General features: G+C 70.9%; 27 protein-coding genes. 17 read left to right on the forward strand and 10 right to left on the reverse strand.

Features of this window, described 5'->3' with window-relative positions:
• Positions 1-6: 6 nt before the first annotated feature.
• From EXE47_RS02280 to EXE47_RS02300, 6 genes are all read left to right on the forward strand, one after another.
• Positions 7-1,290, forward strand: a complete 1,284-nt coding sequence (locus EXE47_RS02280) for a M20 family metallopeptidase (protein ID WP_089308653.1) — start codon at positions 7-9, stop codon at positions 1,288-1,290.
• A gap of 87 nt (positions 1,291-1,377) precedes the next feature.
• Positions 1,378-1,527 (forward strand): hypothetical protein, encoded by a 150-nt coding sequence (locus tag EXE47_RS18380; RefSeq protein WP_155120043.1) that lies wholly within the window; start codon positions 1,378-1,380, stop codon positions 1,525-1,527.
• Positions 1,528-1,529: 2 nt separating this feature from the next.
• Positions 1,530-2,123, forward strand: a complete 594-nt coding sequence (locus EXE47_RS02285; protein WP_089308654.1) for a class I SAM-dependent methyltransferase — start codon at positions 1,530-1,532, stop codon at positions 2,121-2,123.
• Between the two features lie 142 nt (positions 2,124-2,265).
• Positions 2,266-2,502 carry a sulfurtransferase TusA family protein gene (locus tag EXE47_RS02290; RefSeq protein ID WP_086216166.1) on the forward strand — a complete coding sequence of 79 codons (237 nt, stop codon included), beginning with the start codon at positions 2,266-2,268 and terminating at the stop codon, positions 2,500-2,502.
• Positions 2,499-3,644 (forward strand): NAD(P)/FAD-dependent oxidoreductase, encoded by a 1,146-nt coding sequence (locus tag EXE47_RS02295; RefSeq protein ID WP_086216165.1) that lies wholly within the window; start codon positions 2,499-2,501, stop codon positions 3,642-3,644. The genes EXE47_RS02290 and EXE47_RS02295 overlap by 4 nt, the downstream gene beginning before the upstream one ends.
• 2 nt (positions 3,645-3,646) lie before the next feature.
• Positions 3,647-4,285, forward strand: coding sequence for a DUF1641 domain-containing protein (locus EXE47_RS02300; protein WP_089308656.1), 639 nt, complete (start codon positions 3,647-3,649; stop codon positions 4,283-4,285).
• Between the two features lie 144 nt (positions 4,286-4,429).
• Here the strand turns inward: EXE47_RS02300 and EXE47_RS02305 are convergent, their stop codons facing one another.
• Positions 4,430-5,017, reverse strand: coding sequence for a DsrE/DsrF/DrsH-like family protein (locus EXE47_RS02305; protein ID WP_086220080.1), 588 nt, complete (start codon positions 5,015-5,017; stop codon positions 4,430-4,432).
• Positions 5,018-5,019: 2 nt separating this feature from the next.
• The gene (locus EXE47_RS02310; RefSeq protein ID WP_089308657.1) at positions 5,020-5,265 is read right to left on the reverse strand and encodes a sulfurtransferase TusA family protein; all 246 of its coding nucleotides are present in this window, start codon (positions 5,263-5,265) and stop codon (positions 5,020-5,022) included.
• Between the two features lie 246 nt (positions 5,266-5,511).
• Between EXE47_RS02310 and EXE47_RS02315 the strand changes: the two genes are divergently transcribed.
• Genes EXE47_RS02315 through EXE47_RS02330 form a run of 4 tightly spaced genes read left to right on the forward strand, consistent with a single transcriptional unit; the run spans position 5,512 to position 8,918 of the window.
• Entirely contained in the window at positions 5,512-6,705 is a 1,194-nt protein-coding gene (locus tag EXE47_RS02315) for an MBL fold metallo-hydrolase (protein WP_049932291.1), read from the forward strand.
• An 8-nt stretch (positions 6,706-6,713) separates the two neighbouring features.
• Entirely contained in the window at positions 6,714-7,271 is a 558-nt protein-coding gene (locus EXE47_RS02320; protein ID WP_049932290.1) for a YeeE/YedE family protein, read from the forward strand.
• Positions 7,272-7,730, forward strand: a complete 459-nt coding sequence (locus EXE47_RS02325) for a YeeE/YedE family protein (protein ID WP_049932289.1) — start codon at positions 7,272-7,274, stop codon at positions 7,728-7,730. It begins immediately after the preceding gene.
• Positions 7,731-7,742: 12 nt separating this feature from the next.
• The gene (locus EXE47_RS02330) at positions 7,743-8,918 is read left to right on the forward strand and encodes an inorganic phosphate transporter (RefSeq protein WP_089308658.1); all 1,176 of its coding nucleotides are present in this window, start codon (positions 7,743-7,745) and stop codon (positions 8,916-8,918) included.
• A gap of 28 nt (positions 8,919-8,946) precedes the next feature.
• Here EXE47_RS02330 and EXE47_RS02335 read toward each other — a convergent pair whose 3' ends face one another.
• Positions 8,947-9,792 carry a universal stress protein gene (locus EXE47_RS02335; RefSeq protein ID WP_049932286.1) on the reverse strand — a complete coding sequence of 282 codons (846 nt, stop codon included), beginning with the start codon at positions 9,790-9,792 and terminating at the stop codon, positions 8,947-8,949.
• Positions 9,793-10,051: 259 nt separating this feature from the next.
• Here EXE47_RS02335 and EXE47_RS18625 point away from each other — a divergent pair, with 259 nt between their 5' ends.
• Both EXE47_RS18625 and EXE47_RS02340 read left to right on the forward strand, forming a co-directional pair.
• On the forward strand, positions 10,052-10,216 hold the full coding sequence (locus tag EXE47_RS18625; protein ID WP_167373091.1) for a hypothetical protein: 165 nt from the start codon (positions 10,052-10,054) through the stop codon (positions 10,214-10,216).
• Entirely contained in the window at positions 10,206-11,264 is a 1,059-nt protein-coding gene (locus EXE47_RS02340) for a sulfite exporter TauE/SafE family protein (RefSeq protein WP_394334817.1), read from the forward strand. Before EXE47_RS18625 ends, EXE47_RS02340 begins: the two co-directional genes overlap by 11 nt.
• A gap of 158 nt (positions 11,265-11,422) precedes the next feature.
• On the opposite strand, the gene EXE47_RS02345 is transcribed toward EXE47_RS02340, so the two are convergent.
• Positions 11,423-13,033 carry an iron ABC transporter permease gene (locus EXE47_RS02345; RefSeq protein WP_049932282.1) on the reverse strand — a complete coding sequence of 537 codons (1,611 nt, stop codon included), beginning with the start codon at positions 13,031-13,033 and terminating at the stop codon, positions 11,423-11,425.
• Between the two features lie 113 nt (positions 13,034-13,146).
• Here EXE47_RS02345 and EXE47_RS02350 point away from each other — a divergent pair, with 113 nt between their 5' ends.
• The 3 genes from EXE47_RS02350 (at position 13,147) to EXE47_RS02360 (ending at position 16,279) form a co-directional block, all read left to right on the forward strand.
• On the forward strand, positions 13,147-13,710 hold the full coding sequence (locus EXE47_RS02350; RefSeq protein WP_086216159.1) for a gluconate 2-dehydrogenase subunit 3 family protein: 564 nt from the start codon (positions 13,147-13,149) through the stop codon (positions 13,708-13,710).
• Positions 13,707-15,377, forward strand: a complete 1,671-nt coding sequence (locus tag EXE47_RS02355) for a GMC family oxidoreductase (RefSeq protein ID WP_086216158.1) — start codon at positions 13,707-13,709, stop codon at positions 15,375-15,377. Before EXE47_RS02350 ends, EXE47_RS02355 begins: the two co-directional genes overlap by 4 nt.
• Positions 15,378-15,625: 248 nt before the next feature.
• Positions 15,626-16,279 (forward strand): dolichyl-phosphate hexose transferase, encoded by a 654-nt coding sequence (locus tag EXE47_RS02360; RefSeq protein ID WP_233125185.1) that lies wholly within the window; start codon positions 15,626-15,628, stop codon positions 16,277-16,279.
• Positions 16,280-16,697: 418 nt separating this feature from the next.
• Here the strand turns inward: EXE47_RS02360 and EXE47_RS02365 are convergent, their stop codons facing one another.
• From EXE47_RS02365 to EXE47_RS02380, 4 genes are all read right to left on the reverse strand, one after another.
• Positions 16,698-19,001, reverse strand: a complete 2,304-nt coding sequence (locus EXE47_RS02365) for a glycosyltransferase family 39 protein (protein ID WP_089308659.1) — start codon at positions 18,999-19,001, stop codon at positions 16,698-16,700.
• A 64-nt stretch (positions 19,002-19,065) separates the two neighbouring features.
• Entirely contained in the window at positions 19,066-20,214 is a 1,149-nt protein-coding gene (locus tag EXE47_RS02370) for an extracellular solute-binding protein (RefSeq protein WP_049932273.1), read from the reverse strand.
• Positions 20,215-20,253: 39 nt separating this feature from the next.
• Positions 20,254-21,435 carry an alpha-1 4-glucan-protein synthase gene (locus tag EXE47_RS02375; protein ID WP_089308660.1) on the reverse strand — a complete coding sequence of 394 codons (1,182 nt, stop codon included), beginning with the start codon at positions 21,433-21,435 and terminating at the stop codon, positions 20,254-20,256.
• Positions 21,436-21,465: 30 nt separating this feature from the next.
• A complete protein-coding gene (locus tag EXE47_RS02380) occupies positions 21,466-22,599 on the reverse strand; it encodes a lysylphosphatidylglycerol synthase transmembrane domain-containing protein (protein WP_089308661.1) in 1,134 nt (377 codons plus the stop codon).
• Between the two features lie 119 nt (positions 22,600-22,718).
• On the opposite strand from EXE47_RS02380, the gene EXE47_RS02385 reads away from it, so the two are divergent.
• Both EXE47_RS02385 and EXE47_RS02390 read left to right on the forward strand, forming a co-directional pair.
• Complete coding sequence (locus EXE47_RS02385; protein WP_049932269.1) at positions 22,719-23,021, forward strand: hypothetical protein; 303 nt, start codon at positions 22,719-22,721, stop codon at positions 23,019-23,021.
• Positions 23,022-23,093: 72 nt separating this feature from the next.
• Entirely contained in the window at positions 23,094-23,654 is a 561-nt protein-coding gene (locus EXE47_RS02390; protein WP_049932268.1) for a rhomboid family intramembrane serine protease, read from the forward strand.
• Between the two features lie 98 nt (positions 23,655-23,752).
• On the opposite strand, the gene rpsJ is transcribed toward EXE47_RS02390, so the two are convergent.
• Together rpsJ and tuf are read right to left on the reverse strand one after the other, a co-directional pair.
• Complete coding sequence (gene rpsJ, locus EXE47_RS02395; protein ID WP_004048854.1) at positions 23,753-24,061, reverse strand: 30S ribosomal protein S10; 309 nt, start codon at positions 24,059-24,061, stop codon at positions 23,753-23,755.
• A 3-nt stretch (positions 24,062-24,064) separates the two neighbouring features.
• Positions 24,065-25,330 carry a translation elongation factor EF-1 subunit alpha gene (gene tuf / locus EXE47_RS02400; RefSeq protein WP_049932267.1) on the reverse strand — a complete coding sequence of 422 codons (1,266 nt, stop codon included), beginning with the start codon at positions 25,328-25,330 and terminating at the stop codon, positions 24,065-24,067.
• Positions 25,331-25,476 lie beyond the last annotated feature (146 nt).

The following is a 25,476-nucleotide window of genomic DNA, read 5'->3' on the forward strand; positions in this document are numbered from 1 at the left end:
GACGGCATGGCCGAAGACACGGGAGCGACCCGGCCGCCGACGGACCCGGACGACGCTCCCGCCGAGTACGTGCGAGCACACCGGGAGGAGCTGGTCTCGCTGGCCCTCGATCTGCTCGCGGTCGACACGTCGAACCCGCCCGGCGACACGCGCGAGATCGTCGCGGCGATCGAGCGGTTCCTCGACCCGCTTCCGGTCGAGGTCGAGCGGTTCGCCGTCGACCCGGCGAAGCCGAACCTGCTCGTCCGGGTCGACGGCGCGTCCGACCGAACGCTGCTGTACAACGGACACCTCGACACCGTCCCGTTCGACGCCGACGCGTGGACGCGCGACCCGCTCGGCGAACGCGCCGACGGCCGCGTCTACGGCCGGGGCGCGACCGACATGAAGGGCGCCGTGGCGTCGCTGCTGTTCGCGCTCCGGGCGGTCGTCGCGACCGACGCGGAGCCGCCCGTCGACCTCCTGTTCGCCTTCGTGAGCGACGAGGAGGTCGGCGGCGACGCGGGGCTCCCGGCGCTGCTCGATGCCAGAGCGCTCGACGCGAACGCGTGCGTGATCGGCGAGCCGACCTGCGAGGAGGGTCGCCGCTCCGTCACGGTCGCGGACCGGGGGAGCATCTGGCTGACGCTCGAAGCCGCCGGCGAGGCGGCGCACGGCTCTCGACCGATGCTCGGGGTCAACGCGGTCGACCGGCTCTACGGCGCCGTCGAGACGATACGCGAGCGGTTCGGCGCCGAGCGGCTGGAGATCGACGCCGAGATGGAGCCGATCGTCGAGGAGTCGGTCGAGTACTACGCCCCGTCGATGGGCGAGGCGACCGCTCGGGACCTATTCCGGTACCCGTCGATCAACCTCGGCGTCCTCGAGGGCGGCGACGCGGTGAACGCCGTCCCGGGGTCCGCCCGCGCCGAGGTCGACGTGCGGCTGACGGCGGGCGTCCACACGCCCGACGTGCTCGCGGCCATCCGCGACTGCGTCGCCGACTGCGAGGGGATCACGGTCGCCGACGTTTCCTGGAGCGTCGGCACCACAGAGGACCCCGCCAGCCCGCTGGTCGACGCCGTCGCGTCGACGGCGGCGGCGGTCACCGGGGACCGCGTCTTCCGTCGGAGCGCCACGGGCGGCGGCGACGCCAAGAAGCTCCGGAACGCCGGGATATCGACCGTCGAGTTCGCCCTCGGGACCGACACGCTCCACGCCCCCGACGAGTACGTCCCGGTCGACGCGCTCGTCGACAACGCGGTGGTCTACGCCCGGCTCCCCGCCGCGTGGCGCTCTCGGGTCGACTAGCTGCCCGCGGACGAGCGGGGCGACTCGGGCACGCCGATCGGCGACGGTCGAGAAAGACTTAGATAGCGGACTGGTTCACGTATGGGTATGAAGGACAAGACCGATGCGACGAGCGAGCCGCCTCGGGGGGCCGACGACGGGTCCGTGAGCGGCGGATACGGGTTCGCGGGCGGCGGGAGCGACGGACGCCGCCTTCCGGCGGACGGAACGGGAGCCGGCGCGTCGGGCCCCCGCTGACGATGGAGCGGTTCCAGAACACCGGCCAGCCCGACTGGGACTGGTGGGGGAAGCTCTGGCCGACGCCGGGCGCGACGCTCCGGCAGCTCGGGGTCGAGCCCGGCCTGTCGGTGGCCGAGGTCGGCTGCGGGAGCGGCTACTTCGCGCTCCCGGCCGCCCGCATCACCGAGCCCGCGCCCGTGTACGCCGTCGACTTGGACGAGGCGCTGCTCGACGAGCTCGACGCGCTCGCCGGGCGACAGGCGATCGGGAACGTCGTCCCGGTCCACGGCGACGCCCGGGACCTGACCGGTGTCCTCCCGGAGCCGGTCGACGTGCTCGTCGTGGCGAACACCTTCTACGGCGTCGACGACCGCGCCGAGTTCGTCGAGGAGACGTTCCGAGCGGTCGCGCCCGGCGGCAGCCTGGTCGTCGTCAACTGGCACGACCGGCCGCGCGAAGCGACGACCGTCGGGGGGGAGCCCCGGGGACCGCCGACGGGGCTCCGGATGGACCCCGAGGAAACGGCGGAGGCCGTCCGGGGGGCGGCGCCGTTCGAACTCGACCGGCGGGTCGATCTGCCGCCGTACCACTACGCGGTCGTGTTCGACCGGTAGCGCCGCCGACGCCCCAACCGTCAGCGACGCCCCGACTGCCGCCGACGCTGACCGATCCGCGCCGAACACGAGGATTTTAGATTGTGGAATGAGCGCACAAGACTAATACGCCACGCGCGTAACTGTCTGGTGTGAGACCCCCATGACCGACATCGAACCCGAAGAAACCGTCGACGCCAGAGGCGCAGCGTGCCCCGGTCCCCTGATGGACCTCATCGGAGCGATCCGGAGCGCGGAGTCGGGCGACGTGGTCCGGCTCCTGAGCGACAGCGACGGGTCGCTCACCGACGTTCCCGAGTGGGCCGATGAGGCCGGCAACGAACTGCTCGCCGTCGAAGAGCTCGACGAGCACAACGCGTTCTACGTGGAGAAAGCATGACCGAACGCATCGTCATCGTGGGCGGCGGGACCGGCGGATCGGTGCTCGCCAACGACCTCGCCGACCGGCTCGGTCCGGAGCTCGACGCCGGCGACGTGGAGGTCACCCTGATCAACGACGGCCCCGACCACGTGTACAAGCCGGTCTGGCTGTACGTGCCGTTCGGCAAGCGCGAACCGGCGGACGGTCGCCGCGCGCTCGACGAGCTGGTCGACGACGCGGTCGACCTCCGGATCGACCGCGTGTCCGAGATCGACACGGATTCGCAGACGCTCCGGTTCGACGGTACCGCGCCGTCGATGGAGTACGACCACCTCGTGCTGGCGACCGGGTCGACGCTGGAGCCCGAGCAGATCCCCGGGCTCGTCGAGGGCGGACACGACTACTACAGCGAGTCGGGCGCGACGGCCCTCCGAGAGGAGCTGCTGGAGTTCACCGAGGGCGAGCTCGTCTTGAGCGTCATCGGTACGCCCCACATGTGTCCCGCGGCGCCGCTGGAGTTCGTCTTCATGACCGACGACTGGTTCCGCGAGCGCGGCCTGCGCGAGGACGTCGAGGTCACCTACACGTACCCGATCCAGCGCGTTCACGGGAATCCCCACATCGCCGAGTGGGCCCGTCCCATCATGGAGGACCGGGACATCAACGTGGAGACGTTCTTCAACGCCGAGTCTGTCGACCCCGACGCGGAGACCGTCACGTCGATGGAGGGGACCGAGCTCGACTACGACCTCCTCGTCTCGATTCCGCCTCACGGCGGCGTCGACCTGATCGAGGAGGCCGGCCTCGGCGACGACGGCTGGGTCGACGTGGACAAGCACACGCTAGAGGCGGCGGCCGCGAACAACGTCTACGCGCTCGGCGACACCGCCGACACGGGCGTCCCGAACGCGGGCAGCGTCGCGCACTACCAGGCCGGCGTCGTCGGCCAGCGCCTCGCCAGCGAGGTCCGAGGCCGCCCCGCGACGGCGACGTACGACGGGAAGACCCTGTGCTTCATCGAGACCGGGATGGACGCCGCCTCGTTCGTCGAGTTCGACTACGAGCGCCCGCCGTCGCCCGCGCCGCCCTCGGAGAAGCTCCACTGGTCGAAGCTGGCGTACAACGAGTCCTACTGGCTCACCGCGCGAGGGTTGCTCTGACCATGTCCGAGACGCACGAACCCGAGCCGGACGACCTCGAAGCGGCCATCGCGGAGAACCCGGAGGCGGTCGCCGAGCTCGTCGAGCGGCTCGACGCGGTCAACGAGCTGTTGGACGTGCTCTCGCTGGGCGAGGGCGCGCTCTCAGACGAGATGGTCCGCGAGCTCTCGGCCACGGGGTCGACGCTCGCGGAGTCCGCCGACGGCCTGGCGACCGACGAGACCGTGGCGCTGGCCGAGGCGGTCGGCGAGAACGGCGACGAGCTGCGGGAGGCGCTCGACACGCTGCTCACGCTCCAGCGGAGCGGCACGCTCGACGAGCTGGCCGAGGTCGCGGAGGTCGGGTCGCTGGCGACCGCGGCCCTCGACGACGAGATGGTCGCGTCGCTGGCCGGGACCGGCGCCGCGCTCGGCGAGGTGGCGCAGACCGCGGCCGACGACGACACCCGCGAGGGCGTCGAGACGCTGCTGAAGGGGGTCGGCGAGGCGGAGCGCGACCCGCCGGATCGGGTCGGGGCCGTCGGGCTGATCCGCAGGGTGCGCGACCCGGACGTCCAGTACGGGCTGGGCTACCTGCTGGCGGTGGCGGGCGCGATCGGCCGCGAGCGCGCCGGGCGCGAGCGGAGCGAGGGATCGCACTAGCGGGGGCGACGCGCCGTTCCGCGGCGCGAGCGGGCGGAGTCGGTCGTGGTCACTAGTGGTTTTTGCGTTGTATCGAGGGTGTCTGGAGCGACGACGCCGGCGACGGCGCGGGCAAAACAGAACCGGGGGCTCGTTCCGCGGCGGTCAGACGAGCAGTTGGATGTCCGCCTCGGCCATGTCCTGAAGCGCGGTGGCGGCGCCGACGCCCGTGGTGACGCCGTCGTAGAAGTTGTCCTCGTCGTAGTCCATCAGGTCGATGGTCATCTGACAGGCCTGGAACTCCACGCCCATGTCGAGGCTCGTTTCGAGGAGCTCCTCGATCGTGGCGGTGTCGTTGTCCGAGATCCGGCGCTCCATCATCTTCGTCGTGACGCGGTCCATCCCGGGGAGCGCGGCGACGGCGTTCGGCACGGGCATGTTGGGGTTGCCGACGGAGCTGAGCTGGAGGTTCTTCGACCGCTCCTCGTGGAGGATGTCGAGCCCCCAGAACGTGTGGAAGACGGTCACCTCGTAGCCGAACGCGGCAGCGGTGCTGGCGAGGATGAGCGGCGGGTACGCCATGTCGAGCGTCCCCTTGGTGGCGATGATGCTCATCTTCTTGCCGCCGTCGTCGGCGGTGGCCTCGGCGAGCGCCTCCTCGAGCTCGTCGACGCGCGCGGCCAATTCCGCGCGGGAGGGCGCGTCGTCGGTCGGCGCGTCGTCGGCCGACGCGTCGGGTGTGTCCGTGCTCATCGTTACTCCGTCTTGCGGACGTAGTGTTTGTACACGCCGTCGCCTTCCGTCTGGTCGAGGAGCTCGACGCCCTCGGTGCCGTCGGCCCAGCCGTCGAGGTCGCTCATGCTTCCGGGGTCGGTCGCCAGCACTTCGAGGACCTCGCCCGCGTCGAGGCCGTCGACGGCGGACTTCGTCTTCACTACCGGCATGGGGCACGATGCGCCTTTCACGTCGAGCGTCTCCGCGATGTCGAATTCAGCACTCATTGTGTATCTGCTCCGGTGTCTGTATTGGAGCTAGCGCACAATACCCCCCGGTGAAGTAAAACTGTGTCGGTTCTTGGGAATTCTCCCAACTACTGTATAAAGTGAAACCTGTTTAGCCGCCGCATAAGCCCCTGAGTACAACAGTAGGAGATACAGACCGGATTCTATTGAATATAGTATTGCTTAGAAAAGGAAATACTATGAAAATGCTTTTGTGCGTCGACCCGGTATGAACGACTGCGAAACATGAATGCCGACGACTTCCCGACTCCGGACGTCGACGTCGACTCCGTCGACCCGGAATCGCTCAAAGACCGAATCGACGCCGGCGAAGACGTCACGATCCTCGACGCGCGCATGCAGTCGGACTACGAGGAGTGGCGCATCGACGGCGAGAACGTCACGTCGATCAACGTCCCGTACTTCGAGTTCCTCGAAGACGAGATCGACGACGACGTTCTCGACCGGATCCCCGACGACCGCGAGGTGACCGTCCTCTGCGCGAAGGGCGGCGCCAGCGAGTACGTCGCGGGCACGCTCACGGAGCGCGGCTACGACGTCGACCACCTCGAAGACGGGATGAACGGCTGGGCGAGCATCTACGAGGCCGTCGAGGTCGACCGCTACGACGGGGCCGGCACGCTCCTCCAGTACCAGCGCCCCTCCTCGGGCTGCCTCGGCTACCTCCTCTACGACGACGGGGAGGCCGCGATCATCGACCCGCTGCGGGCGTTCACCGACCGCTACCTCGACGACGCCGACGAGCTCGGCGTCGAACTGAACTACGCCCTCGACACGCACGTCCACGCCGACCACATCTCGGGCGTGCGCGACCTCGACGCCGCGGGCGTCGAAGGCGTCATCCCCGAGGCCGCGGTCGACCGCGGCGTCACGTACGCCGACGAGCTGACCACGGCCGCCGACGGCGACACGTTCGCGGTCGGCGACGCCACCGTCGAGACCGTCTACACTCCCGGCCACACGACCGGGATGACCTCATACCTCGTCGACGAGAGCCTGCTCGCGACCGGCGACGGGCTGTTCATCGAGAGCGTCGCCCGCCCCGACCTCGAGGAGGGCGACGAGGGCGCCCCCGACGCCGCGCGCCTGCTGTACGAGTCACTTCAGGAGCGGGTGCTGACGCTGCCCGACGACACGCTCATCGGCGGCGCGCACTTCAGCGACGCGGCCGTCGCGGCCGACGACGGCACCTACACGGCGCCGATCGGCGAGCTCGTCGAGGAGATGGACGCGCTCACGATGGACGAGCAGGCGTTCGTCGACCTGATCCTCTCGGACATGCCGCCGCGCCCGGCCAACTACGAGGACATCATCGCGACGAACCTCGGACAGAACGCCGTCGACGACGACGAGGCGTTCACCCTGGAGCTCGGGCCGAACAACTGCGCCGCCAGTCAGGACTCGCTCGCGGGTGACTGACGACGCCGATGGTCGCTGACCCAGTACTGCTGCAGGCGGTCGCCGAGCTGTTCCCGAACGGGGTCAGCCGGTACGCCGTCGGCGGACTGCTCGTCGGTCTCGGGACCGTCGTCATCTACGTCGGAACGGGTATCCCGGCCGGGGCGAGCACGTTCCTGGAGTCGACGCTGTCGTACGTCTCCGGCCAGTCCCGGTTCCGGCGGTACGTCGGATCGCGGGACTGGCGGCTCGTGTTCACCGCCGGCATCATCCTCGGCGGGCTCGCGTTCGCCGCGACGTTCCAGTCGGGGCTAGTCACGAGCCCGCTCTACGAGCCCGGGACGACCGGCACGCTGTACGAGGTCGCCGGCGTGACGCTCTGGGCGACCGACGTCCAGCCGTGGCGGCTGTTCTTCGGCGGGATCCTCGTCGGGATCGGCACCCGCATCGGGAAGGGGTGTACGTCCGGCCACGGGGTCTGCGGCGTCGGATCGGCGTCGAAGACGTCGCTGGTCGGCGTCGCGACGTTCCTCGCCGTGGCGATCGGGACCGCCCAGGTCGTCGCCGCGCTGGGGGTGAGTCCGTAGATGGCGGACCGACATCCGCTGTTCAAGCCGCTGATCTTCGTCGGCGGCCTGATCTTCGGGTTCGGACTCGGGTTCAGCCACATGGCGCGGCCGGAGGTCGTGCTGAACTTCCTCACATTCGAGGACCTCGGCCTCCCGTTCGTCATGTTCGGGGCCGCGATCGTCTCCGGGATCGCGTTCGCGCTGCTGCCGCGCATCCGCGACGCCGCGCCGCTCACCGGCGCTCCCTACGAGCGCCGGCTGAAGCCGTTCGACCGGAACGTCCTCGTCGGCGGCGCCGTCTTCGGCGTCGGCTGGGGGCTCTCTGGCATCTGTCCGGGCGCGGCGTACGCGAGCCTCGGGGTCGGTAACGTCACCATCCTCTGGGCGCTCGGCGGAATGTTCGTCGGCGCGTACGCGCAGGGGTACTGGCGGAGCCGGAGCGGAGCCCGCGACGCCGCCGCGGCGGGCGCGGACTAACGCACCGGCTCCATGGACCCCGCTCTCATCGCCCTCTCCGTCGGCGCGGCGCTCGCGAGCCTGTTCATGGCGTGGGTGATCGGCGCCGGGTCGAGCGGCGCGACCCCGTTCGCGCCCGCCGTCGGCGCGAACGCCATCGGAACGATGCGCGCGGCCCTGCTGGTCGGCGTCTTCGGCTTTGCCGGCGCCGTCACGCAGGGCGGGAACGTCTCTGAGGCCGTCGGGAGCGGCCTCGTTGGCGGGATCAGCCTGCCCGTCGCCGGCGTCATCCTCGTGCTCGTGCTGGGCGCGGGGCTGATGGCGGTGGGCATCACCACCGGGATTCCGATCGCGACCGCGTTCACCGTGACCGGCGCCGTCATCGGCGTCGGGCTCGCGCTCGGCGGGACGCCGGTCTGGGCAAAGTACCAACAGATCGGCGCCGTCTGGCTCCTGACGCCGTTCATCGGCGGCGGCATCGCGTTCGCCATCGCCAGCGTCCTCCCGCGACCCGGGGCGCCCGAGCGGTACAGCGTCCCGGTCCTCGCCGGGCTGGTTGGGAGCGTCCTCGTGAACGTCCGGTTCAGTTTCCTCGGCGAGGGGACCGCGCCCGGGACCGTCCGCGGTCTCGGACAGCGGACCCTGTCGCTCGACGGGACCGCGTCGGCGGTCGCGATCACCGGCCTCGCGGCGCTGGCCGTCGCGGCCGTCGTCTGGTGGGACGTGAGCCGCGACGAGCAGGGCGGGCTGCGGCGCGTGCTGCTCGCGCTCGGGTCGCTCGTCGCGTTCTCCGCGGGCGGGAGTCAGGTCGGGCTCGCGGTCGGACCGCTCCTACCACTGCTCGACGAGGTGGGAATGGTGTCGGCCACCGCCGTCCTCGTCGGCGGCGGGCTCGGGATGCTGGTCGGCTCGTGGACCGGCGCGCCCCGGATGATAAAGTCGCTGGCGCAGGACTACTCGTCGCTCGGGCCGCGCCGCTCCATCTCGGCGCTCGTCCCGTCGTTCCTGATCGCGCAGCTGGCCGTGCTGCTCGGCGTGCCGGTCTCGTTCAACGAGATCGTCGTGAGCGCGATCATCGGGAGCGGCGCGGCCGTCGGCGGTCGGGAGGCCGTCGACGCGGAGAAGATCTTCACGACCGTGGGGGCGTGGGCCGGCTCGTTCGGCCTCTCGTTCGCGCTCGCGTACGCGGCCGCCGCGCTCGTCTTGTGATCGGCGCGCGCCGCGGCGTCGCCTACTCTTAAACCGCCCGAGGCGGCGGGACGAGGAAGACGTTGCCCGTCGCCCGCGTGACGATCTCCTCCGAGACGCTGCCCAGCAGGAGCCGCCGGATCCGGCTCCGCCCCTTCGACCCGACGAGGACCGTCGACGGAGTGACCTCTGCCTCGACGGCGAGGATCTCCTCGGCGGGGTCGCCGCGGCGGACCTCGGTCCGCGTCTCGATCCCCCAGCCCTCCAGCGTGCTCGCCCGCTCTGCGAGCCGCTCCGCGGGACCGCCGCCGGCGTCCGGCCCGTCGTCCTTCGGCGACCGGACGTGGACGAGCGTCGCCTCCTCGGTCGCGCGACGGAGGTACGAGAAGGCGTCGAACGCCCGGTCGGCGTGCTCAGAGAAGTCTGTCGCGAAGAGGACGTGCCGGAAGAGGTGTTCGCGGAGGACATCGGGGTCGTCGGCCGCCCGCTCGACGCGGTTGACCAGCAGCGGGACGACGGTGGTCCGGGCGAGGTTGCGGGCGGTCGAGCCGACGACCCGGTTCTCCAGCGGGCTCTGTCCGCGCGAACCCACGATCGTCAGGTCGGCGTGAACGGTCTCCGCGATGCCGTTGAGGCGGCGGTACGGGGTCCCGCGAACGACGTGCGTCTCGACGTCGAACCCCGCGGCCTCGATCACCTCGCGGTACCTGTCGAGCCCCCGCCGCCGGCGCTCCTCGAAGTCGACGCCGGGCATGCCGGGGTGGACGTTCGCCGAGACGACCGTGACGAGGTGGACCGTCCGGACGCCGATTCGGTCCAGGCAGCCGAGGCAGGTCTCGTTCTCGATCGTCGCCTCGCTGGCGGCCGACAGGTCGGTTGCGCACAGGGCCCTCATGTCGATCCCTTCGGCGGGCGGCGACAACACGATTTTGTTCGTCGTTTGATACTTCAGCGAGCGCGAGCGCGTAGCCGGCGCTCGGGCCGACGGAGGCGCCGTATTATCTCTGTAAGTTATCGGTACTCCCGCCGAGGTTACCGGGATATAGTATTGTACATCAAGCCCAAAACCGTTATAGGCACGAAGCGGATAGTGGACACCGAGCAGAAATGTGCCAAGACCGAATTTCCGCGTTCGGAAGCCGGAGGACGAATAGATGGCTGGACTAGAGATACCCTCGTGGGACCCAGAGACGGTCCTACTCATCGGCACGATTCTCCTGGAAGCGTTCGTGTTGTACGTGGGGTACGGCGGCCTCGAACGGCTCGTCGGGCCCTATCTGATGCGGCTCTTGGTCGGGGGTGACGCCAGTGCTCGGTAACTTCCTCGGCGGCCTCGGCATCTTCGAGACGAGCCCCGAGATGTTGGCGCTGTTCGTCGGGTTCGGCCTCGTCGTCGGGGTGCTGTTCGGGTTCTTCGGCATGGGCGGGTCGTTCCTCGTCACCCCGGCCCTCCTAATGCTAGACTACCCGGCCTCCGTCGCCGTCGGGAGCGGGATGGCGTTCGTCTTCGGAACGGCCGTCATCGCGACGCTGAAACACCACGACCTCGGGCAGGTGGACTACAAGCTCGGGGTGATCATGATCACCGGGACGACCATCGGCATCGAGGCCGGGCGCGCCAGCGTCTACTACCTCGAATCGATGGGGCTCGCCGGCGGCGTCATCAGCGTCGCCTACGTTGTCCTCCTCGGCGGCGTCGGCGCGATGGTCACGCGCGACGCCCTCAAGGGCGACGACGACGGCGGCGTCGACCACGAGGCCGCCGACAAGGACCTCGACGAGTACGAGATCCCCGACGTCGCCAAGAAGATCCAACGGACCGTTCGGATCCCGCCGATGGTGACGCTCCGCGGCGACGTCACCGTCTCCGTGTGGGTCATCACGGCCGTCGCCTTCTCGACCGGCGTCCTGTCCGGGTTCCTCGGCGTAGGCGGCGGCTTCATCCGGATGCCCGCGATGATCTACGCGATCGGCGTCCCGGTGCCCGTCGCCGTCGGGACCGACCTCTTCGAGATCGTCTTCTCCGGCGGGCTCGGGAGCTACCTCTACGGACAGGACGGCGGCGTGAGCCTCGGCATCGTCGCCCCGCTGCTGTTCGGGAGCGCGCTCGGCGCGCGCGTCGGCTCCGCCGCGACCGCCGTCGTCGACTCCGATGAGATCAAGGTGTACTTCGGCGGGATGCTGCTCGTCGGCGCCCTCGCCGTGGGCATCGGCGAAGTGGGCTCGTACATCGGCAGCTCGACGCTCGAACTGCTCGGACTGGTGCTTACCATCGGCGCGGCGGTCGTCGTCGCCTTCGCGGTCCTCTACACGACGATCAGCTCGCTCCGCGTGACGCGTCAACAGCAGACGTCTGCCGCGGACTGACCCGTTTTTCTCCAGTCCACGGCCGTGGTATTGTTAGTTTCTTTCAACACTATCGAGAGCGACCGGTCTCTCGGACCGACGGGAGCGGCGGCGACCGCCGCATCTGGTGGCGGCGACCCGGCGCGGACCGCCACATCCGAGGACGGTGACCGCGACCCTCACAGCCCTTCTTCGCCGCCCTCCTGCGTGAGGAGGACGACCATCGAGAGCCCGGAGATGAGGAGGAGGATGAGCGTCGGCACCACGGCGTACTGGTAGAGCGCGGTCGACTGTGCGCGCCAGATCTGCGTGACGATCGTGTCGAACCCCGTGGGGCGGAGCACCAGCGTGACCGGTAGCTCCTTCATCGTCGTGAGGAACACGAGCGCGGCCCCGGCGACGATCCCCGAGCGCGTGAGCGGGAACGTGACGCGCTTGAACGCGCCGGTCGGCGACTCCCCGAGCGTCCGCCCGGCCTCGACGAGCCGCGGGTCGACCTGGAGGATCGACGTGCGGGCCGAGCCGACCGCCTGGGGGAGGAAGCGGACGACGTAGGCGAACACCAGCAGGGGGAGCGTCTGGTAGAGCCACGGGACGTAGCCGGAGCCGAAGTACACCAGCGCGAGCGCCAACACGATGCCCGGCACCGCGAACCCGACGTACGTCGCGCGCTCGAAGACGACCGCGAGCGGCGAGTCGTGGTTCGCGGCGAAGTACGCGATCGGGAGGGCGGCCAGCGCGGCGACGACCGCCGCGGCCGCCGAGACGGACACCGAGTTGAGCACCTGTATCGGCTCGAACGCGAGCGAGGGGCGGCGGCCGGCCTCCGAGCGAACGAGCCACAGCCCGAGGATCCACAGCGGGACCAAGAGCGCAAACGCGGACACGCCGGCCGGGAGCAGCGTCGCCGGCCACCGCAGCCACCCGAGCGACACCCGGTCGTCGGTGCGGCCCGCGTCGTCGCCGCTCGTGTCGCGGTCCGAGCGGACGGCCCACTCCAGCGCAAGCACGAGGACCACCACGACGAGCAGCTGGAGCGACAGCAGCGCCGCGTAGTCGCGTCCGAACGCGTTGTACTCGACGTAGATCTGGCGGGTGAACACCGGGAGCCGCATGATCGACGGCGTCCCGAAGTCCGAGACCGCGTACAGCGCGGCGAGCAGCGACCCGGCGGCGATCGCCGGCCGAATAGTCGGGAGGGTCACGCGGCGGAACGCCGCGAGCCGCCCGTGGTTCAGCGTCCGGGCGGCCTCCAGCAGCGTCGTGTCGAACGACAGCAGCGCGGCCCGGGTCGTCAGGTAGACGTACGGGTAGGTGTACAGCGTGATGACAAGGATCGACCCGGAGAGGCCGCCGATCTCGGGGACGCGCTGGACGCCGAGCGGCGCGAGGACCTCGTGGAACTCGCCCTGCGGGCCGAACGCGGAGACGAACGAGAAGGCTCCCACGTAGCTCGGGACGACGAGCGGAAGGGCGGCCGCGACCGACCAGAAGCGACGGAAGGGGAGGTCGGTCCGGGCGGTGAGGTACGCGAGCGGCACGCCGATCGCGACCGAGAGGCCGGTGACGCCCGCCATCAAGAGGAGGCTGTTGACGAGGACCTCCGCGGTGCCGGCGCTGAAGAGGAGGTCCGTCGCGCGCCCGCGGTCGACGGCGATCGCCTCGATGACGAGCCACGCCAGCGGGAACACGAGCGTGGCGGCGATCGCCGCGCACAGCAGCGTGAGCCCGATCGGCAGCCTGTCGTCGCCGTCGGTCAAGCGGTCGCGGAGCCGGTTTCGCAGGGTCATTGTACGGGGCAGAGTCTCTGTCCGAGCGTGGTCGCGGCCGGCGTTAGGGGTTCCGATCGCGCGTCGAGCGCGCTCCGACGGATATATTAATTTAGGGCTGCCTAAAATATTCCATGGAACTGACGCGACGCGACGCGGCGGCCGCGCTGGCCGCGATCGGCGCGACCGGCGGCGTCGCGCTTGGTGTCCGTCGGGCGACCGGCGACGGCGGTCGGGGAGGCGCCGAGGCGGAGCCCGCGCGGGACGGCGACGGCACCCCCGGCGACGAGGCGGTCCGCGAGGCGATGACGGCGGTCGCGCGGACCGTCTACCCGGAGGCGGTCTCCGGGCTGGACGCGTTCGTCGACGGCCTCCTCGACGGCCGCCTCGACGGGTCGGCGCACGCCGAGGGGATCCGAGCCGCGGTCGCCGAGGTCGAGTCGGCCGCCCGGTCGTGGTACGGCGCGCCGGTCGCCGACCTCTCGCCCGCCGACCGCGACGAGCTGCTCCGGGAGATGGGCGCGGACGTGGCCGAGGAGAACCCGGACGGAACGACCGCGGAGCGAGTCCGGTACTACGTCGTCAACGAGCTGCTGCTCGCGCTGTACGCCTCGCCGACGGGCGGGGAGCTCGTCGGCATCGAGAACCCGCAGGGGCACGCGGGCGGCGCGGAGAGCTACCGGCAGGGGCCCCGATGAGCGGCGCGGAGGACGCGAGCGGCGGACGGGACGCTCGTTACCGGCAGACCGGCGACCGGGCCCGCGGCGACGTCGACCGCACGCCCGTGCCGGACACGGACGTCTGCGTCGTCGGCGCCGGCCCCGCGGGAGCGCTCGTCGCCGACCGGCTGGCGGGCGACCGCGAGGTCGTCGTGCTCGACGCGGGCCCGCGATTCGACCCCGCCGACCGGCTCGCGAGACAGGAGCGCGCGATCCGCCCGTTCTACGACCGGCCGGACGTCTGGGACGTGGGCGGCGAGCGCGACGCCCACGAGACCGCCGGCGACCGCCCGTACCCGCTCAACCACGCCCGCGTGAAGGGCGTCGGCGGGTCGACGCTCCACTGGCAGGGGATGGTGATGCGGCTCCACGAGGACGATTTCAACTCCGGCACGGCGCGGGGCGTCGGGCCGGACTGGCCGATCGACTACGAGGACCTCCGCCCCTACTACGCCGAGGCCGAGCGCGAGCTGGGCGTCGCGGGCGCGTCGGACAACCCCTACGCGCCGCCGCGCGAGGAGCCGCACCCGATGCCGGCGTTCGAGCCCTCCTACAGCGACTCGCTGTTCGCCGAGGCCTGCGAGTCGCTCGGGATCGCCATGCACTCCGTGCCGAACGCGCGCAACTCCGAGCCGTACGACGACCGGTCCCCCTGCGTCGGCTACGGCACCTGCCAGCCGGTGTGTCCGAGCGGCGCGAAGTACGACGCGACGGTCCACGTCGAGCGCGCCGAGGAGCGGGGCGCGACCGTCATCGACCGGGCGTCCGTGCGGTCGCTGGAGCACGACGGCGACGACAGGGTGACCGCGGCGGTGTACGCGACCCCTGACGGGGCTGAACACAGGCAGACGGCCGACGCCTTCGTCGTCGCCGCGGGCGGCGTGGAGACGCCGCGGCTCCTGCTCCTCTCCGCCTCGGACCGATACCCCGACGGGCTCGCGAACGGGAGCGGTCACGTCGGCGAGTTCTTCATGGACCACCTGTTCGCGGGGGCGGGCGGCACCCTCGACGAGCCGACCAGACAGAACCACGTCGGCTTCTACACCAGCGCCTGCGACCAGTTCTACGACGAGGCCGACGAGGCGCAGGCCCCGTTCAAGCTGGAGTTCTTCAACTACGCCGGCCCCTCGCCGGTCGAGACGGCCCTGTCGGGCGACGACTGGGGTGACCCGCTGCTCGACCAGCTCCGCGAGGGGTACGGGAATCACGTCGCCATGGGCGGGCTCGTCGAGCAGGCCCCGCGGGCCGACAGCCGGATCGCCCTCGCCGACGACCGCACCGACGATCACGGGGACCCGGCGCCGCGGGTCGAGTGGAGCGTGGGCGAGCGCGCGCTCGACACGATCGAGCGGGCGAACGAGATCCAGGTCGCGATCTTGGAGGAGCTCGGCGCCGACGTACAGTGGGTCGCCGGGCCGGACGCGACCGGGCCCGCCTACCACCACATGGGCACGACGCGGATGAGCGACGACCCCGACCGGGGGGTCGTCGACGCCGACTGCCGGACCCACGACCTCGACAACTGCTGGATCGCCTCCAGCTCCGTCTTCCCGACGAGCGGCGCGATGAACCCCACCCTCACCATCGCCGCGCTCGCGCTCCGCGTCGCCGACGACGTGGAAGCCCGCCTCTCGGCGCAGACCTGACTGCCGTCGAACATTATTTTAGGTAAACCTAAAAACTCAAGTGGGTGCGAGCGGAGATCCGGGTAATGAGCGACTCAGCACACGCGACGAACGGATCTGCGAGCGCCGTCGACGTGACGGAGACCGTCGGGGAAGAGGGCGGGGGCTCGGCGGACGAGGAGATCGAGAGCGCGGCGGACGAGAAAGGCGAGAGCGTGGCGAACGGGGGGGACGGCGGGGCATACACCTTCGACGACCTCAGCGTCGTGATGGGGACGTACAACGAGGCGGAGGCGATCGGGACGGTCCTCGATGACATCGACGAGGTCACGGACGGGAGGGCGGAGGTCGTCTGCGTCGACGGATCCGACGACCGCACTCCGGAGATCGCCCGCGAGCACGGCGCTCGGGTCATCGAACAGGAGCCGCAGGGGTACGGCGTCGCCGTCCGCGAGGCGATCCTGACCCCCGACCGACCGGTGGTCGTCACGACCGACTGCGACGACACCTACCCCATGGAGGCGCTGCCGGAGTTCCTCGCCGAGGTCAACGACGGCGCGGACGTGGTAAGCGGCGACCGGCTCTACCACGGCGCGGAGGCGATGCCGGCGTTCAACCGCTTCGGGAACCACGCGTTCGCCGCGGTCGCGAGCCTGCTCATGGGTGAGCGCGTCCACGACACCACGACCGGGATGCGCGCGTACCGTCGCGAGGTGGTCGAGGAGATCGGCTGGACGGAGAACACCGGCCTCTCAGCGGAACTCCTCATCCGCCCGCTGATGCGCGGCTACGACGTGCGCGAGCGCCCGATCGCCTACGCCGAGCGGCTCGGCGACACGAAGCTCGACCCGATCGGCGGCGGCGCCGCCATCGCGAAGTCGATCGTCACCGTCTGCCTCGAAGAGCAACTGCGGCGCTTCTGAGGGCGCTTCACCCCCGACGCGACGCCGTACGGCGGTCCGGACGGACGCTGTGGGCACAGTGGACCGCCGCCGGCGACGGTTTCTACCACCCTGAGCGACAGCGCCGATCATACATAAACAGACGCGGGGGTCGGCACGTGCCGACGAACGCCGGCGGGGCGTGAGTCGCACGCGCGAGGGAGTCGGTGGCTCACGGAGCGAAGCGGAGGGTGCCAGCGACGAGGCTGGGGAGGGGTGAGGCGCGGTGCTGTGAGGGGCGGGACTCAAAGGGATAGCCCCGAGGCCGCGGTAGGCGACGTAAGCACCGCAGCGAGCGGAGCGACACAGGAGCGCAACGAGCGTACCGCGGCCTCGCGGCTGGGGCTTTGGAGGTTGTCACCACCGATCCACCAGCAACTGCGTGTGAGATATCGACGTATTAGTCGCTCGCCTCGGCGGCCGTCTCGAAGACGACCCACTCGGGGTGGGCGTCGGGCTCGTCGGGGAGGTACGTCCCCTCAGTCCCGCACGCCGTGACGAGCCGACAGGTCGAGCGCTCGGGCGGCCAGACGACCTCGACGCGCTCGCCGCTGGCTCCCGCCTCGCTGCCCTCCGTCACCCGAACCGTCACCTCCTGCCGGTAGGTGAACGTCGCGCCGGCGGGGTCGACGAGCGTCACGGTCACGGCGACCGCGTCGCCCTCGGGGTCGAACGGCACGGGGTCGCCCGCCTCGGGGCCGCCCGCGGCCGCCGCGCCGGGCAACCGGACGCCCTCGGGCGTCACCGCCCAGTCGACCGCGAGCGAGTCGCCGAGGTCGCTCACCGTGTAGGAGACGTGGTCCGGACCGCCCGGAGCGCCCCGTCGCGGGTCGACGCGGACCTGCGCGCGGGCGACGCGGTCCGGCACGCCGACGGTCGTCTCGGCGTCGATCCGAGCGCCAGTGCGCCGGTCGAGCGGCTCCAGCTTCGGCGTGACGCGGGTCTCCGGATCCGCGGTCCAGACCCCCTGATAGCCGTAGCGGTACAGGGTGCGGTCCGGGTACGCGTCCAGCACCGCGAAGTTCTCGACCGGGTCGCGGTCGAGCGCGTACACGACCTCGCCGTCGAGCCCCGGCCCGTTCCGGAGGTACTGGAACGGATGGTTCTGCCACTCGCCGTACGGCGTCGGCACGAAGACGAGCCCGTCCTCGAAGGTCGTCTCGTCGAACGGCGCGTACGCGGCCTCGTGTTTCGCGTCGACCGCGGCGTTCCGCTCGATCGGATCCGCGGCCGCGTCGACCGCGGCCACGCCCGCGACGACGACCGCGCTCGCGACGACGACCGCGATCGCCACGCGGGCGACCGTCCCCGAGGCGCCGCGGGAGACGAGCCGGTCGCGGGCCGCGGACAGCGCCCGGGCGGCGGCGGCGACGGCCAGCCCGCCGAACACCGACAGCGGGACGAGCAGGTCGAAGTGATAGAACGGGCCGAACAGCGACGCGAGCCCGTCGGTCGGGTCCGAGAGGTCGGCGAGCGCGTTGTGCGTCCCCCAGAAGTAGAGGTTCCCGACGACGACAGAGACGGCGACGCCGACGAGCAGCGCCGTCGCTGTCCGTCGGAAGCCGGGCGTACCGGACGCGTCGTCGGCCGCCCGGTCGTAGAGGAGTCCGCGCGGATCGCCGGTCGCGCGCCACCCGCGGAGCGCGACCGCGCCGCCGACGAGCGCCGCGAGCGTTCCGAGCGGGCCGGCGGCGAACCAGCGGGTCGCGATCTCCCGGAGCGCGTACCCGTTCGACTCCAGCGCCAGCCCGAGCGTGTAGTCGACCGAGTGGCCGAGGATCCGGCGCTCGCCGAAGCCGGGGCCGTCCATCGGCGCGAACACCTGGTACGGGAACACGAGCGGGGACCCCGTCATCCGGGCGTTGTACGCGAGCGTGACGCCGACGGACAGGGTACCGAACAGCGCCGTCAGCCCGTGGCGGCGGACCGGGTCGGGGAGCCCGCGGACGCCGGCGTCGACCAACGCGCGCGGCGTCGACGCCGCGGACTCGGCGCCGAACCGCCGGGTCGCCGACGCGACGCGCCACAGCGCGTGACAGATGAACGGGGCGGCGAACAGCACCGCCGTGTACGGCCGCGCGAAGAAGGCGACCCCGATCGCGAGGCCCGCGACGCCCGCGGCCCGGAGGGACTCGTCCCGGACGCTCCGGAGGTACGCGACCGCGAAGACCAGGTTGAAGAGCGTCGTCGGCGCGTACGGAAGGAACGCCGAGGAGGTCGCGATCGCCATCGGCGACGCGGCGAAGAGGACGGCCGCGGCGAGGCCCGCCCGGCGACCGACGGCCGCGGAGCCGAGCAGGTACACCAGTGCGGCGTTCCCGGCGGCGACGACCGCGAGAGTCACGCGCGGCTCGCCGAACAGGGCCATCGAGACGGCGAACGTCGCCGCGGGAACGGGGTTGTACTTCGGGTAGAGCCGCCCGCCGTCCTCGATGAAGAACCACGGGTGGACGGCGTCGGCGAGCGAGCCGGCGTGGAACGCCAGCTGACCGTCGAGGAGGAGGGCGGCCTGCGTGAGGTAGACGCCCTCGTCGTGGTTCGCCGAGTGGTGCGAGAAGACGGTGACGGCGACCGCGAACGTCAGGGCGCCGGCGGCGACGGCGACGAGCGCCGCGGCGAGGCTCACCCGGTCGGCGCGTTCGAGTCGCTGGCGGAGGTGGACGAGGAGCCGGCGGGGACGGAGCGACGGTGGGAGAACTGACACGGTCGGTGGAGTGAGGCTGTGAGCGTGACGGGCGCGCGGCGCGACGCGGCGGTGAGGCGGCGGCTCAGATCTGGACGCCGGCGTCGCGCATGAGGTCGATCGTCGGTTCGAGGTTGGACAGCTCCGAGAGGTCGATGTCCGGGACGTCGAGCTCGTCGATCGTCGGGAGGTCGCCGATCGGCTCGACCTCCGGAATCAGCGGGTACTCGAAGGTGGAGCGCGCGAAGTAGTCCTGCGCCTCCGCCGACAGCAGGTGGCGGACAAAGTTCGCGGCGAGGTCAGCGTTCGACGCGGTGTCGACGACCGCGGCGCCCGCGACGTTGAACACCGCGCCCGCGTCGCCCTGCGTGAAGGAGGTCGCGATCGGGGCCTCCGGGTTCCCGTCGAGCACGCGCTGGATGTAGTAGTGATTGGTGAACGCGGCGTCGATCTCGCCGTCGGCGATCTCCTGACACGCGCGGAACTCGTCCGGGTACGTCGCGGCGCCGCGCTCGACCATCGCTTCGAGCCACTCGCGGGTGGCCTCCTCGCCCTCCAGCAGCCGCATCGCGGTGACGAACGCCTGCGCGGAGCCGTACGACGGCGCCCAGCCGAGGTCGCCCTCGAACTCGTCGGGGTACGCCATGATGTCGTCCGGGAGCCCGTCTTCGGAGACCGACTCGGTGTTGTACGGGACCGTCCGGGCGCGCCCGGAGGTGCCGACCCACTGCTCGGTGTGGAACTCCCCCCGGACCTTCCCGGTCACGTCGTCGGGGAGCGCCTGCGTGCGTCCCGCGTCGGCGAGCGCGCCGAGCGAGCCAGCGTTCACCGAGTAGAACACGTCGGCCGGCGACCCCTCGCCCTCGTTGATGATCGCGTTCACGTGGTCGGTCGAGCTGTTGTACCGAACGGTCAGGTCGAGGTCGTCGTACAGGTCGTCGATGTAGCCGACGAGGTCGCCGACGAGGAACTCGCCGCGGCCGGAGTAGACGGTGAGTTCGCCCTCCAGCGCCGGCATCTCCGCCATCGGCGTCCCGCCGGGGGCGTCGCGCCCGGCGCGACCGGAACCGATCTGCCCGATCGCCGGTCCGCCGTCGCCGCCGTCGGAGCCGTCTTGATCGTCGCTCCCCGTACAGCCGGCGACCCCCGCGACGCCGACCGCGCCGGCCGCCGCGAGGAACTTCCGCCGTCGAACGTCGCGCCCGTCTCGTGCGTCGGATTCGTGGGTCGTCATGTGTTTTAGGCTTGCCTAAATGGTTTTAGTCGTGTCGGTTCAGTCGTCCGCGGGCGCCGGCGTCCGCCGGATCGCGTCGAGGCAGTCGAGCCAGTCGCGCATGTACTCGCCGCAGTGGTTGAGGAACGCGCCGTTGTTCCACTCGTCGAAGTCGCCCTCGGCGAGCGCGTCGGCCATCGCGTCGAAGACCGCCGCGTACGAGTCGGCGTCGGCGCCCGCCTCGTCGACGACCTCCCAGACGTGCTCGTTCAGCTCCAGCCCGGCCACCTCGTTCGCGAGGTCGTCGAACGTCGAGCGCGGGGCCTTGTTGTGTTCACAGAGCGGGTCGCCGTTGTAGATGCGCTTGCCGAGCACGTCGCAGGCGCGCTTTAAGAACAGCCCCGACCAGATGTCGTCGAACCGCCCCACGTCCCACTCGTTGTCGTCCATCGGCAGCTGGTAGAACGCCGGGATCACCTCGCGGCGGAACGCGAGGTTCATCGAGCAGACGGTGAGGTAGTTGCCGCGCGCGGCGACGAAGTCGTCGCCGAAGTCGTCGGCGGTCGTCCGCGTCTGCGCCTGGCCCTCCAGGTCGCCGTCCATCAGGATCCGGACCGCGTCGAGGTCGGGGACGTTCGTCCACAGCCCCTGCGAGGCGACAACCTCACCGGCCTCGACGTCGACCGCGTCGGTCTCGACGGTCTCGTCCATCGCCGAGTACGGGTAGCCGCGCGGGTAGAGGCCGTGCTCGTCGGCGTTGTCGTAGAGGACGTTCACCCAGTCCTCGTCGGAGCTGACGCGCTCGACCTCTCCCTCGAGCGCGAGGTTCGCCATGTGTCGACCGAAGTAGTCGACGTCGTCGTGCGGGAGCGTGTCGTCGTCGATGAAGACGCCGTAGTCGAACGACTCGTCGGCCCACATGTACAGCAGGCCGAAGCTCGTCTCGGCGTGGCTCGCCGCCGGGACGACGTGGCCGTACTCCGCGACGCCGTTGGCCTCGTACCACTCCTCGCGGCGGCTGCCGTCGAACACCTCGCCGGAGACGTCGAGGTCGTCGAGCATCGCGCGCATCTCGTCGGTCTCGCAGAAGTCCTCGGTGACGAGGACGAAGTGGAGCCGCGAGACGTCGAACCCGTGCTCGCGGGCGTTGGCGACGTACGCGCGGAGGCACTCGTACTCTCTGATCGTCGGAACGATGACGCAGATATCCGAGCCGTCGCCGCTCGGGGCGGTAGCCGTCATACGCGTTAGTTTTTAGGCTGGCCTAAAAGTTTAGCGGTCCGTCGTCGGCTGCGTCGCGGTCGCGTCGGGTTCCCGCTCCGACTCGTCGGGAGCGCGCGTCGGCGACAGGTCGAACGCGGCCGCGACGGCGCCGCCGCCGGCGAGCGTGACGGCGTTCTTCAGCGCGTGGTCGAGGGCCGCCGCGGCGAGCGCGACTTCGGCGGAGATCGGCGTCGCGGCGACGACGATCCCGGTGAACGCCGCCTCGTACAGCCCGATCCCGCCCTGCGAGAGCGGCAGCACCTTCGCGAGGTTCCCGGCCGAGACGGCAAGCGTCCCGACGACGGCGAGCGCGACCGGATCGACGGCCCCGCCGAACCCGCCCACGAGCGCCGCGAGGACGAAAACAGCGGTCGCGACGTCGAGCGCCCACACGACGCCGCTCGCGAGCGACACCCGAACGAGCGCGCCCGCGTCCGCGGCGACGACGCGGACGGCGGCGCCGAACCGGACCGCCGCGTCGACGGCCCGGGCGAGCCGGGATCCCGCAGCGCGATCGCGGAGGGCCGGACCGAACTGCCGGTCGCTCCGAGCGACGACGACGGTGAGCGCCGAGAGCAGCGCGGCCGCGATCGCAGTGCCCCCGGCGACGACGAGCACCCGACCGGAGCCGTCGGGCGCGACGACCCGCCCCCCGGCGAGGCGGACGGCGAGCGCGGCGCCGCCGAGCGCGCCGAGCGCGATCAGGTCGAAGGCGCGCTCGACCGCCAGCGATGCGACGCCGGTAGCGTAGGGGACCTCACGGCGGTCGTTCAGCAGGTACGCGCGCACCCCGTCGCCGGCCCGGGCGGGGACGATCAGGTTCGCGGTCTGGCTCGCGAACACGGTCGCCGTGAGGAACGCCGTGCGACACCGGTGTCCCATCGGCCCGAGCACGTCGCCGTACCGCCGGCCGCGGACGGGCCACGACGACAGGTACGCGACGAGCGCGGCGGCGACGTAGACCGGGTCCGCGGTCGCGACCGCGTCGACGACGGCGGCGAGGTCGAGGGTCTGCGTCAACACCGCGCCGCCGATCGCGAGGACGAGGACGGTTCCCGCGACCGCGAGCGACCCCCGAGGGACGCGCGCTCGGAGCCGGGAGAGGCGCTCGCGGAGTCGAGCGGCGGCGGTTCGCGGTCTCATACGATTATTTAGGTCGCCCTAAAGAACATAACGCTGGCGGTTCGCGGAGGCGAACCGGCGGGGCGGGCCGGACCCGGCGCGACGCAACACGTTTGTTCGCGGGAATCGAACAACTACGCATGAGCGCGAACGAGGCAGACGCCGGCGCTGCGACCGAGGACGTGCGGATGTGGCTCGTCGAGCGCACGTACTCCGACGACGAGCAGAACATGGTGATCCTCACGTACGCGACGCCGGACGGCGAGCGCTACTTCCGCAAGGAGCGCGCGCTCACCTCTTTCACGGACGTGCGCGACACCACGGCCGCCGTCGACGCGGCGCCGTCGAACGTCGGAGCCGTCGACGACCCCGACGACCGCGAGCGCTACGCCGCCGAGGCGACGCGGATGGCCCGCGTCCACGACCCCGACGACGTCATCTGAGCCGCACCGCGGACGGGCCGCGAGCGACCGGGCCGCACAGCCTTTTCACCGCCCGGGCCCAACGCCCGGCCGATGCGCGCCACTCTCGAAACGCTCGGCGTCGCCCTCCTCGTCGGCGCCGCGCAGGCCCTCCTCGGCGTCGTCGGCCTCGCCGGACTGTTCGCGCTGTCGACCCCCGTCGCCGTCGCTCCCTGGACGCTCGTCACGAGCGTGTACGCGCACGGCTCCGTCGGCCACCTGCTGGCGAACGCCCTCGCGCTGCTGCTCGTCGGGCCCCTAGTCGAGCGCCGGACGACCCGCGCCCGCTTCCACGCGTTCGTGGTCACGACGGGCGCGCTCGCGGGCCTCGCGCAGGTGACCCTCGGGAGCCTACTCGGCCCGCCGGTCGCCGTGTTGGGGATCAGCGGCGCGGTGTTCGCGCTCGGCGGCTACCTCCTCGCGGGAAACGTCGTGAGCGAGACGCTGTTCGACCGCCTGCGCCTCTCGCCGCGAGTCCAACTGGTCCTGTTCGGGCTCGTCGCCGTCGTCCTCACCGCGACGACGGCCGCGCCGGGCGTCGCGCTGATCGCGCACGCGACCGGGGCGTTCTGCGGGCTCGTCGCCGGACGCGTCGGCCTGCTCGACGCGCGGTGACCGGAACCGGACCGGACGGTGGGCGCGGGCCGCGATCGACGGCGCCGGGGCTAGGCGGTGTGAAAAACGAAAGGGGTGAAAGAGAAACGCCCTAGCGCTCAGTCTTCGAGAACGATCTCGATGCTGACGTCGTTCGGCACTTGGACGCGCATGAGCTGGCGGAGCGCGCGTTCGTCGGCGTCGATGTCGATCAGACGCTTGTGGACGCGCATCTCCCAGTGCTCCCACGTCGCCGTCCCCTCACCGTCCGGGGACTTGCGCGACGGGATCTCGAGCGTCTTCGTCGGCAGCGGGATCGGGCCCGACAGGGCGACTCCCGTCGAGTCCGCGATCTCGCGGACGTCGTCGCAGATGTCGTCGAGGTCCTCGGGGCTCGTGCCGGCGAGGCGGACGCGTGCCTGCTGCATCGATTATCGCTCGTTGACGTCCAGCACCTTGCCGGCCGCGATGGTCTGACCCATGTCGCGGATGGCGAAGCTGCCGAGTTCCGGAATCTCGCCGGACGGCTCGATGCTGAGCGGCTTCTGGGGACGCACGGTGACGACCGCCGCGTCGCCGGACTTGATGAAGTCCGGGTTCTCCTCGGCGACCTCACCGGACGAGGGGTCGATCTTCTGATCGATGGACTCGATCGTACAGGCGACCTGCGCCGTGTGGGCGTGGAAGACCGGGGTGTAGCCGGCCGTGATGACCGACGGGTGCTGCATGACGACGACCTGGGCCTGGAACGTCTCGGCGACGCTCGGCGGGTCGTCGGCCGGGCCACAGACGTCGCCGCGGCGGATGTCGTCCTTGCCGATGCCGCGGACGTTGAATCCGACGTTGTCGCCGGGCTCGGCCTTGGGCACCTCTTCGTGGTGCATCTCGACCGTCTTCACCTCGCCGCCCACGTCGGACGGCTGGAAGGAGACGTTGTCGCCGGTGTTGAGGATCCCGGTCTCGACGCGTCCCACGGGGACGGTCCCGATACCGGAGATGGTGTACACGTCCTGGATCGGCAGGCGGAGCGGCGCGTCCGTCGGCGGCTCGGCCTCCGGCAGGTCGTTGAGCGACTCCAGCAGGGTGGGGCCGTCGTACCACGAGGTGTTCTCGGACGCTTCGGCGACGTTGTCGCCCTCGAAGGCCGAGATCGGCACGAACGTGGTGTCGTCGGTCGCGAAGCGGACCTGGTTGAGCAGGTCCTCGACCTCGCTGATGACCTCCTTGTAGGAGTCCTCGCTGTAGTCGACGAGGTCCATCTTGTTGACGCCGATGATGAGCTCGTTGATCCCGAGCGTGCGGGCCAGGAACACGTGCTCGCGGGTCTGGGGCGCGACGCCGTCGTCGGCCGCGACGACGAGCACCGCGTTGTCGGCCTGCGAGGCGCCCGTGATCATGTTCTTCACGAAGTCACGGTGGCCCGGACAGTCGACGATGGTGAAGTAGTACTCGTCGGTGTCGAACTCCTGGTGGGCGATGTCGATCGTGACGCCGCGCTCGCGCTCCTCGGCGAGGTTGTCCATCACGTAGGCGAACTCGAAGCCGCCCTTGCCCTTCTCTTCGGCTTCCTCGCGGTGCTGCTCGATTACGTGCTCGGGGACGCTCCCCGTCTCGAAGAGGAGGCGACCCACGAGCGTACTCTTGCCGTGGTCGACGTGGCCGATAATGGCCAGGTTCTGGTGCGGTTTGTCACTCATGGGGTAATCACGCGCTAAGGCGCTCTGTGAGTAAGTTTCGGTTGATTCCACTAAAACGGTTTCGATACGGCCCACAGAGTATCGTGCCGCCGTCTTGCGATTCTCGACAACCCGGGGCACGCCACACGGCCGCACGGAGACCGTCG

The sequence above is a fragment of the Halorubrum sp. GN12_10-3_MGM genome (assembly GCF_005435235.1).
GTDB classification, from domain to species: Archaea; Halobacteriota; Halobacteria; order Halobacteriales; family Haloferacaceae; genus Halorubrum; species Halorubrum ezzemoulense.

Excerpts from the sequence above, each read along its gene's own strand:
- EXE47_RS02285 (WP_089308654.1), top strand. The coding sequence starts at position 1,530 with ATGGAGCGGTTCCAGAACACCGGCCAGCCCGACTGGGACTGGTGGGGG.
- rpsJ (WP_004048854.1), bottom strand. The coding sequence starts at position 24,061 with ATGCAGCAGGCACGCGTCCGCCTCGCCGGCACGAGCCCCGAGGACCTC.
- EXE47_RS02295 (WP_086216165.1), top strand. The coding sequence starts at position 2,499 with ATGACCGAACGCATCGTCATCGTGGGCGGCGGGACCGGCGGATCGGTG.
- EXE47_RS02380 (WP_089308661.1), bottom strand. The coding sequence starts at position 22,599 with ATGAGACCGCGAACCGCCGCCGCTCGACTCCGCGAGCGCCTCTCCCGG.
- EXE47_RS02330 (WP_089308658.1), top strand. The coding sequence starts at position 7,743 with ATGGACCCCGCTCTCATCGCCCTCTCCGTCGGCGCGGCGCTCGCGAGC.
- EXE47_RS02305 (WP_086220080.1), bottom strand. The coding sequence starts at position 5,017 with ATGAGCACGGACACACCCGACGCGTCGGCCGACGACGCGCCGACCGAC.
- EXE47_RS02375 (WP_089308660.1), bottom strand. The coding sequence starts at position 21,435 with ATGACGGCTACCGCCCCGAGCGGCGACGGCTCGGATATCTGCGTCATC.
- EXE47_RS18625 (WP_167373091.1), top strand. The coding sequence starts at position 10,052 with ATGGCTGGACTAGAGATACCCTCGTGGGACCCAGAGACGGTCCTACTC.
- EXE47_RS02290 (WP_086216166.1), top strand. The coding sequence starts at position 2,266 with ATGACCGACATCGAACCCGAAGAAACCGTCGACGCCAGAGGCGCAGCG.
- EXE47_RS02320 (WP_049932290.1), top strand. The coding sequence starts at position 6,714 with ATGGTCGCTGACCCAGTACTGCTGCAGGCGGTCGCCGAGCTGTTCCCG.
- EXE47_RS02390 (WP_049932268.1), top strand. The coding sequence starts at position 23,094 with ATGCGCGCCACTCTCGAAACGCTCGGCGTCGCCCTCCTCGTCGGCGCC.
- tuf (WP_049932267.1), bottom strand. The coding sequence starts at position 25,330 with ATGAGTGACAAACCGCACCAGAACCTGGCCATTATCGGCCACGTCGAC.
- EXE47_RS02370 (WP_049932273.1), bottom strand. The coding sequence starts at position 20,214 with ATGACGACCCACGAATCCGACGCACGAGACGGGCGCGACGTTCGACGG.
- EXE47_RS02350 (WP_086216159.1), top strand. The coding sequence starts at position 13,147 with ATGGAACTGACGCGACGCGACGCGGCGGCCGCGCTGGCCGCGATCGGC.
- EXE47_RS18380 (WP_155120043.1), top strand. The coding sequence starts at position 1,378 with ATGAAGGACAAGACCGATGCGACGAGCGAGCCGCCTCGGGGGGCCGAC.
- EXE47_RS02310 (WP_089308657.1), bottom strand. The coding sequence starts at position 5,265 with ATGAGTGCTGAATTCGACATCGCGGAGACGCTCGACGTGAAAGGCGCA.
- EXE47_RS02315 (WP_049932291.1), top strand. The coding sequence starts at position 5,512 with ATGAATGCCGACGACTTCCCGACTCCGGACGTCGACGTCGACTCCGTC.
- EXE47_RS02360 (WP_233125185.1), top strand. The coding sequence starts at position 15,626 with ATGGGGACGTACAACGAGGCGGAGGCGATCGGGACGGTCCTCGATGAC.
- EXE47_RS02345 (WP_049932282.1), bottom strand. The coding sequence starts at position 13,033 with ATGACCCTGCGAAACCGGCTCCGCGACCGCTTGACCGACGGCGACGAC.
- EXE47_RS02300 (WP_089308656.1), top strand. The coding sequence starts at position 3,647 with ATGTCCGAGACGCACGAACCCGAGCCGGACGACCTCGAAGCGGCCATC.
- EXE47_RS02280 (WP_089308653.1), top strand. The coding sequence starts at position 7 with ATGGCCGAAGACACGGGAGCGACCCGGCCGCCGACGGACCCGGACGAC.
- EXE47_RS02355 (WP_086216158.1), top strand. The coding sequence starts at position 13,707 with ATGAGCGGCGCGGAGGACGCGAGCGGCGGACGGGACGCTCGTTACCGG.
- EXE47_RS02325 (WP_049932289.1), top strand. The coding sequence starts at position 7,272 with ATGGCGGACCGACATCCGCTGTTCAAGCCGCTGATCTTCGTCGGCGGC.
- EXE47_RS02385 (WP_049932269.1), top strand. The coding sequence starts at position 22,719 with ATGAGCGCGAACGAGGCAGACGCCGGCGCTGCGACCGAGGACGTGCGG.
- EXE47_RS02335 (WP_049932286.1), bottom strand. The coding sequence starts at position 9,792 with ATGAGGGCCCTGTGCGCAACCGACCTGTCGGCCGCCAGCGAGGCGACG.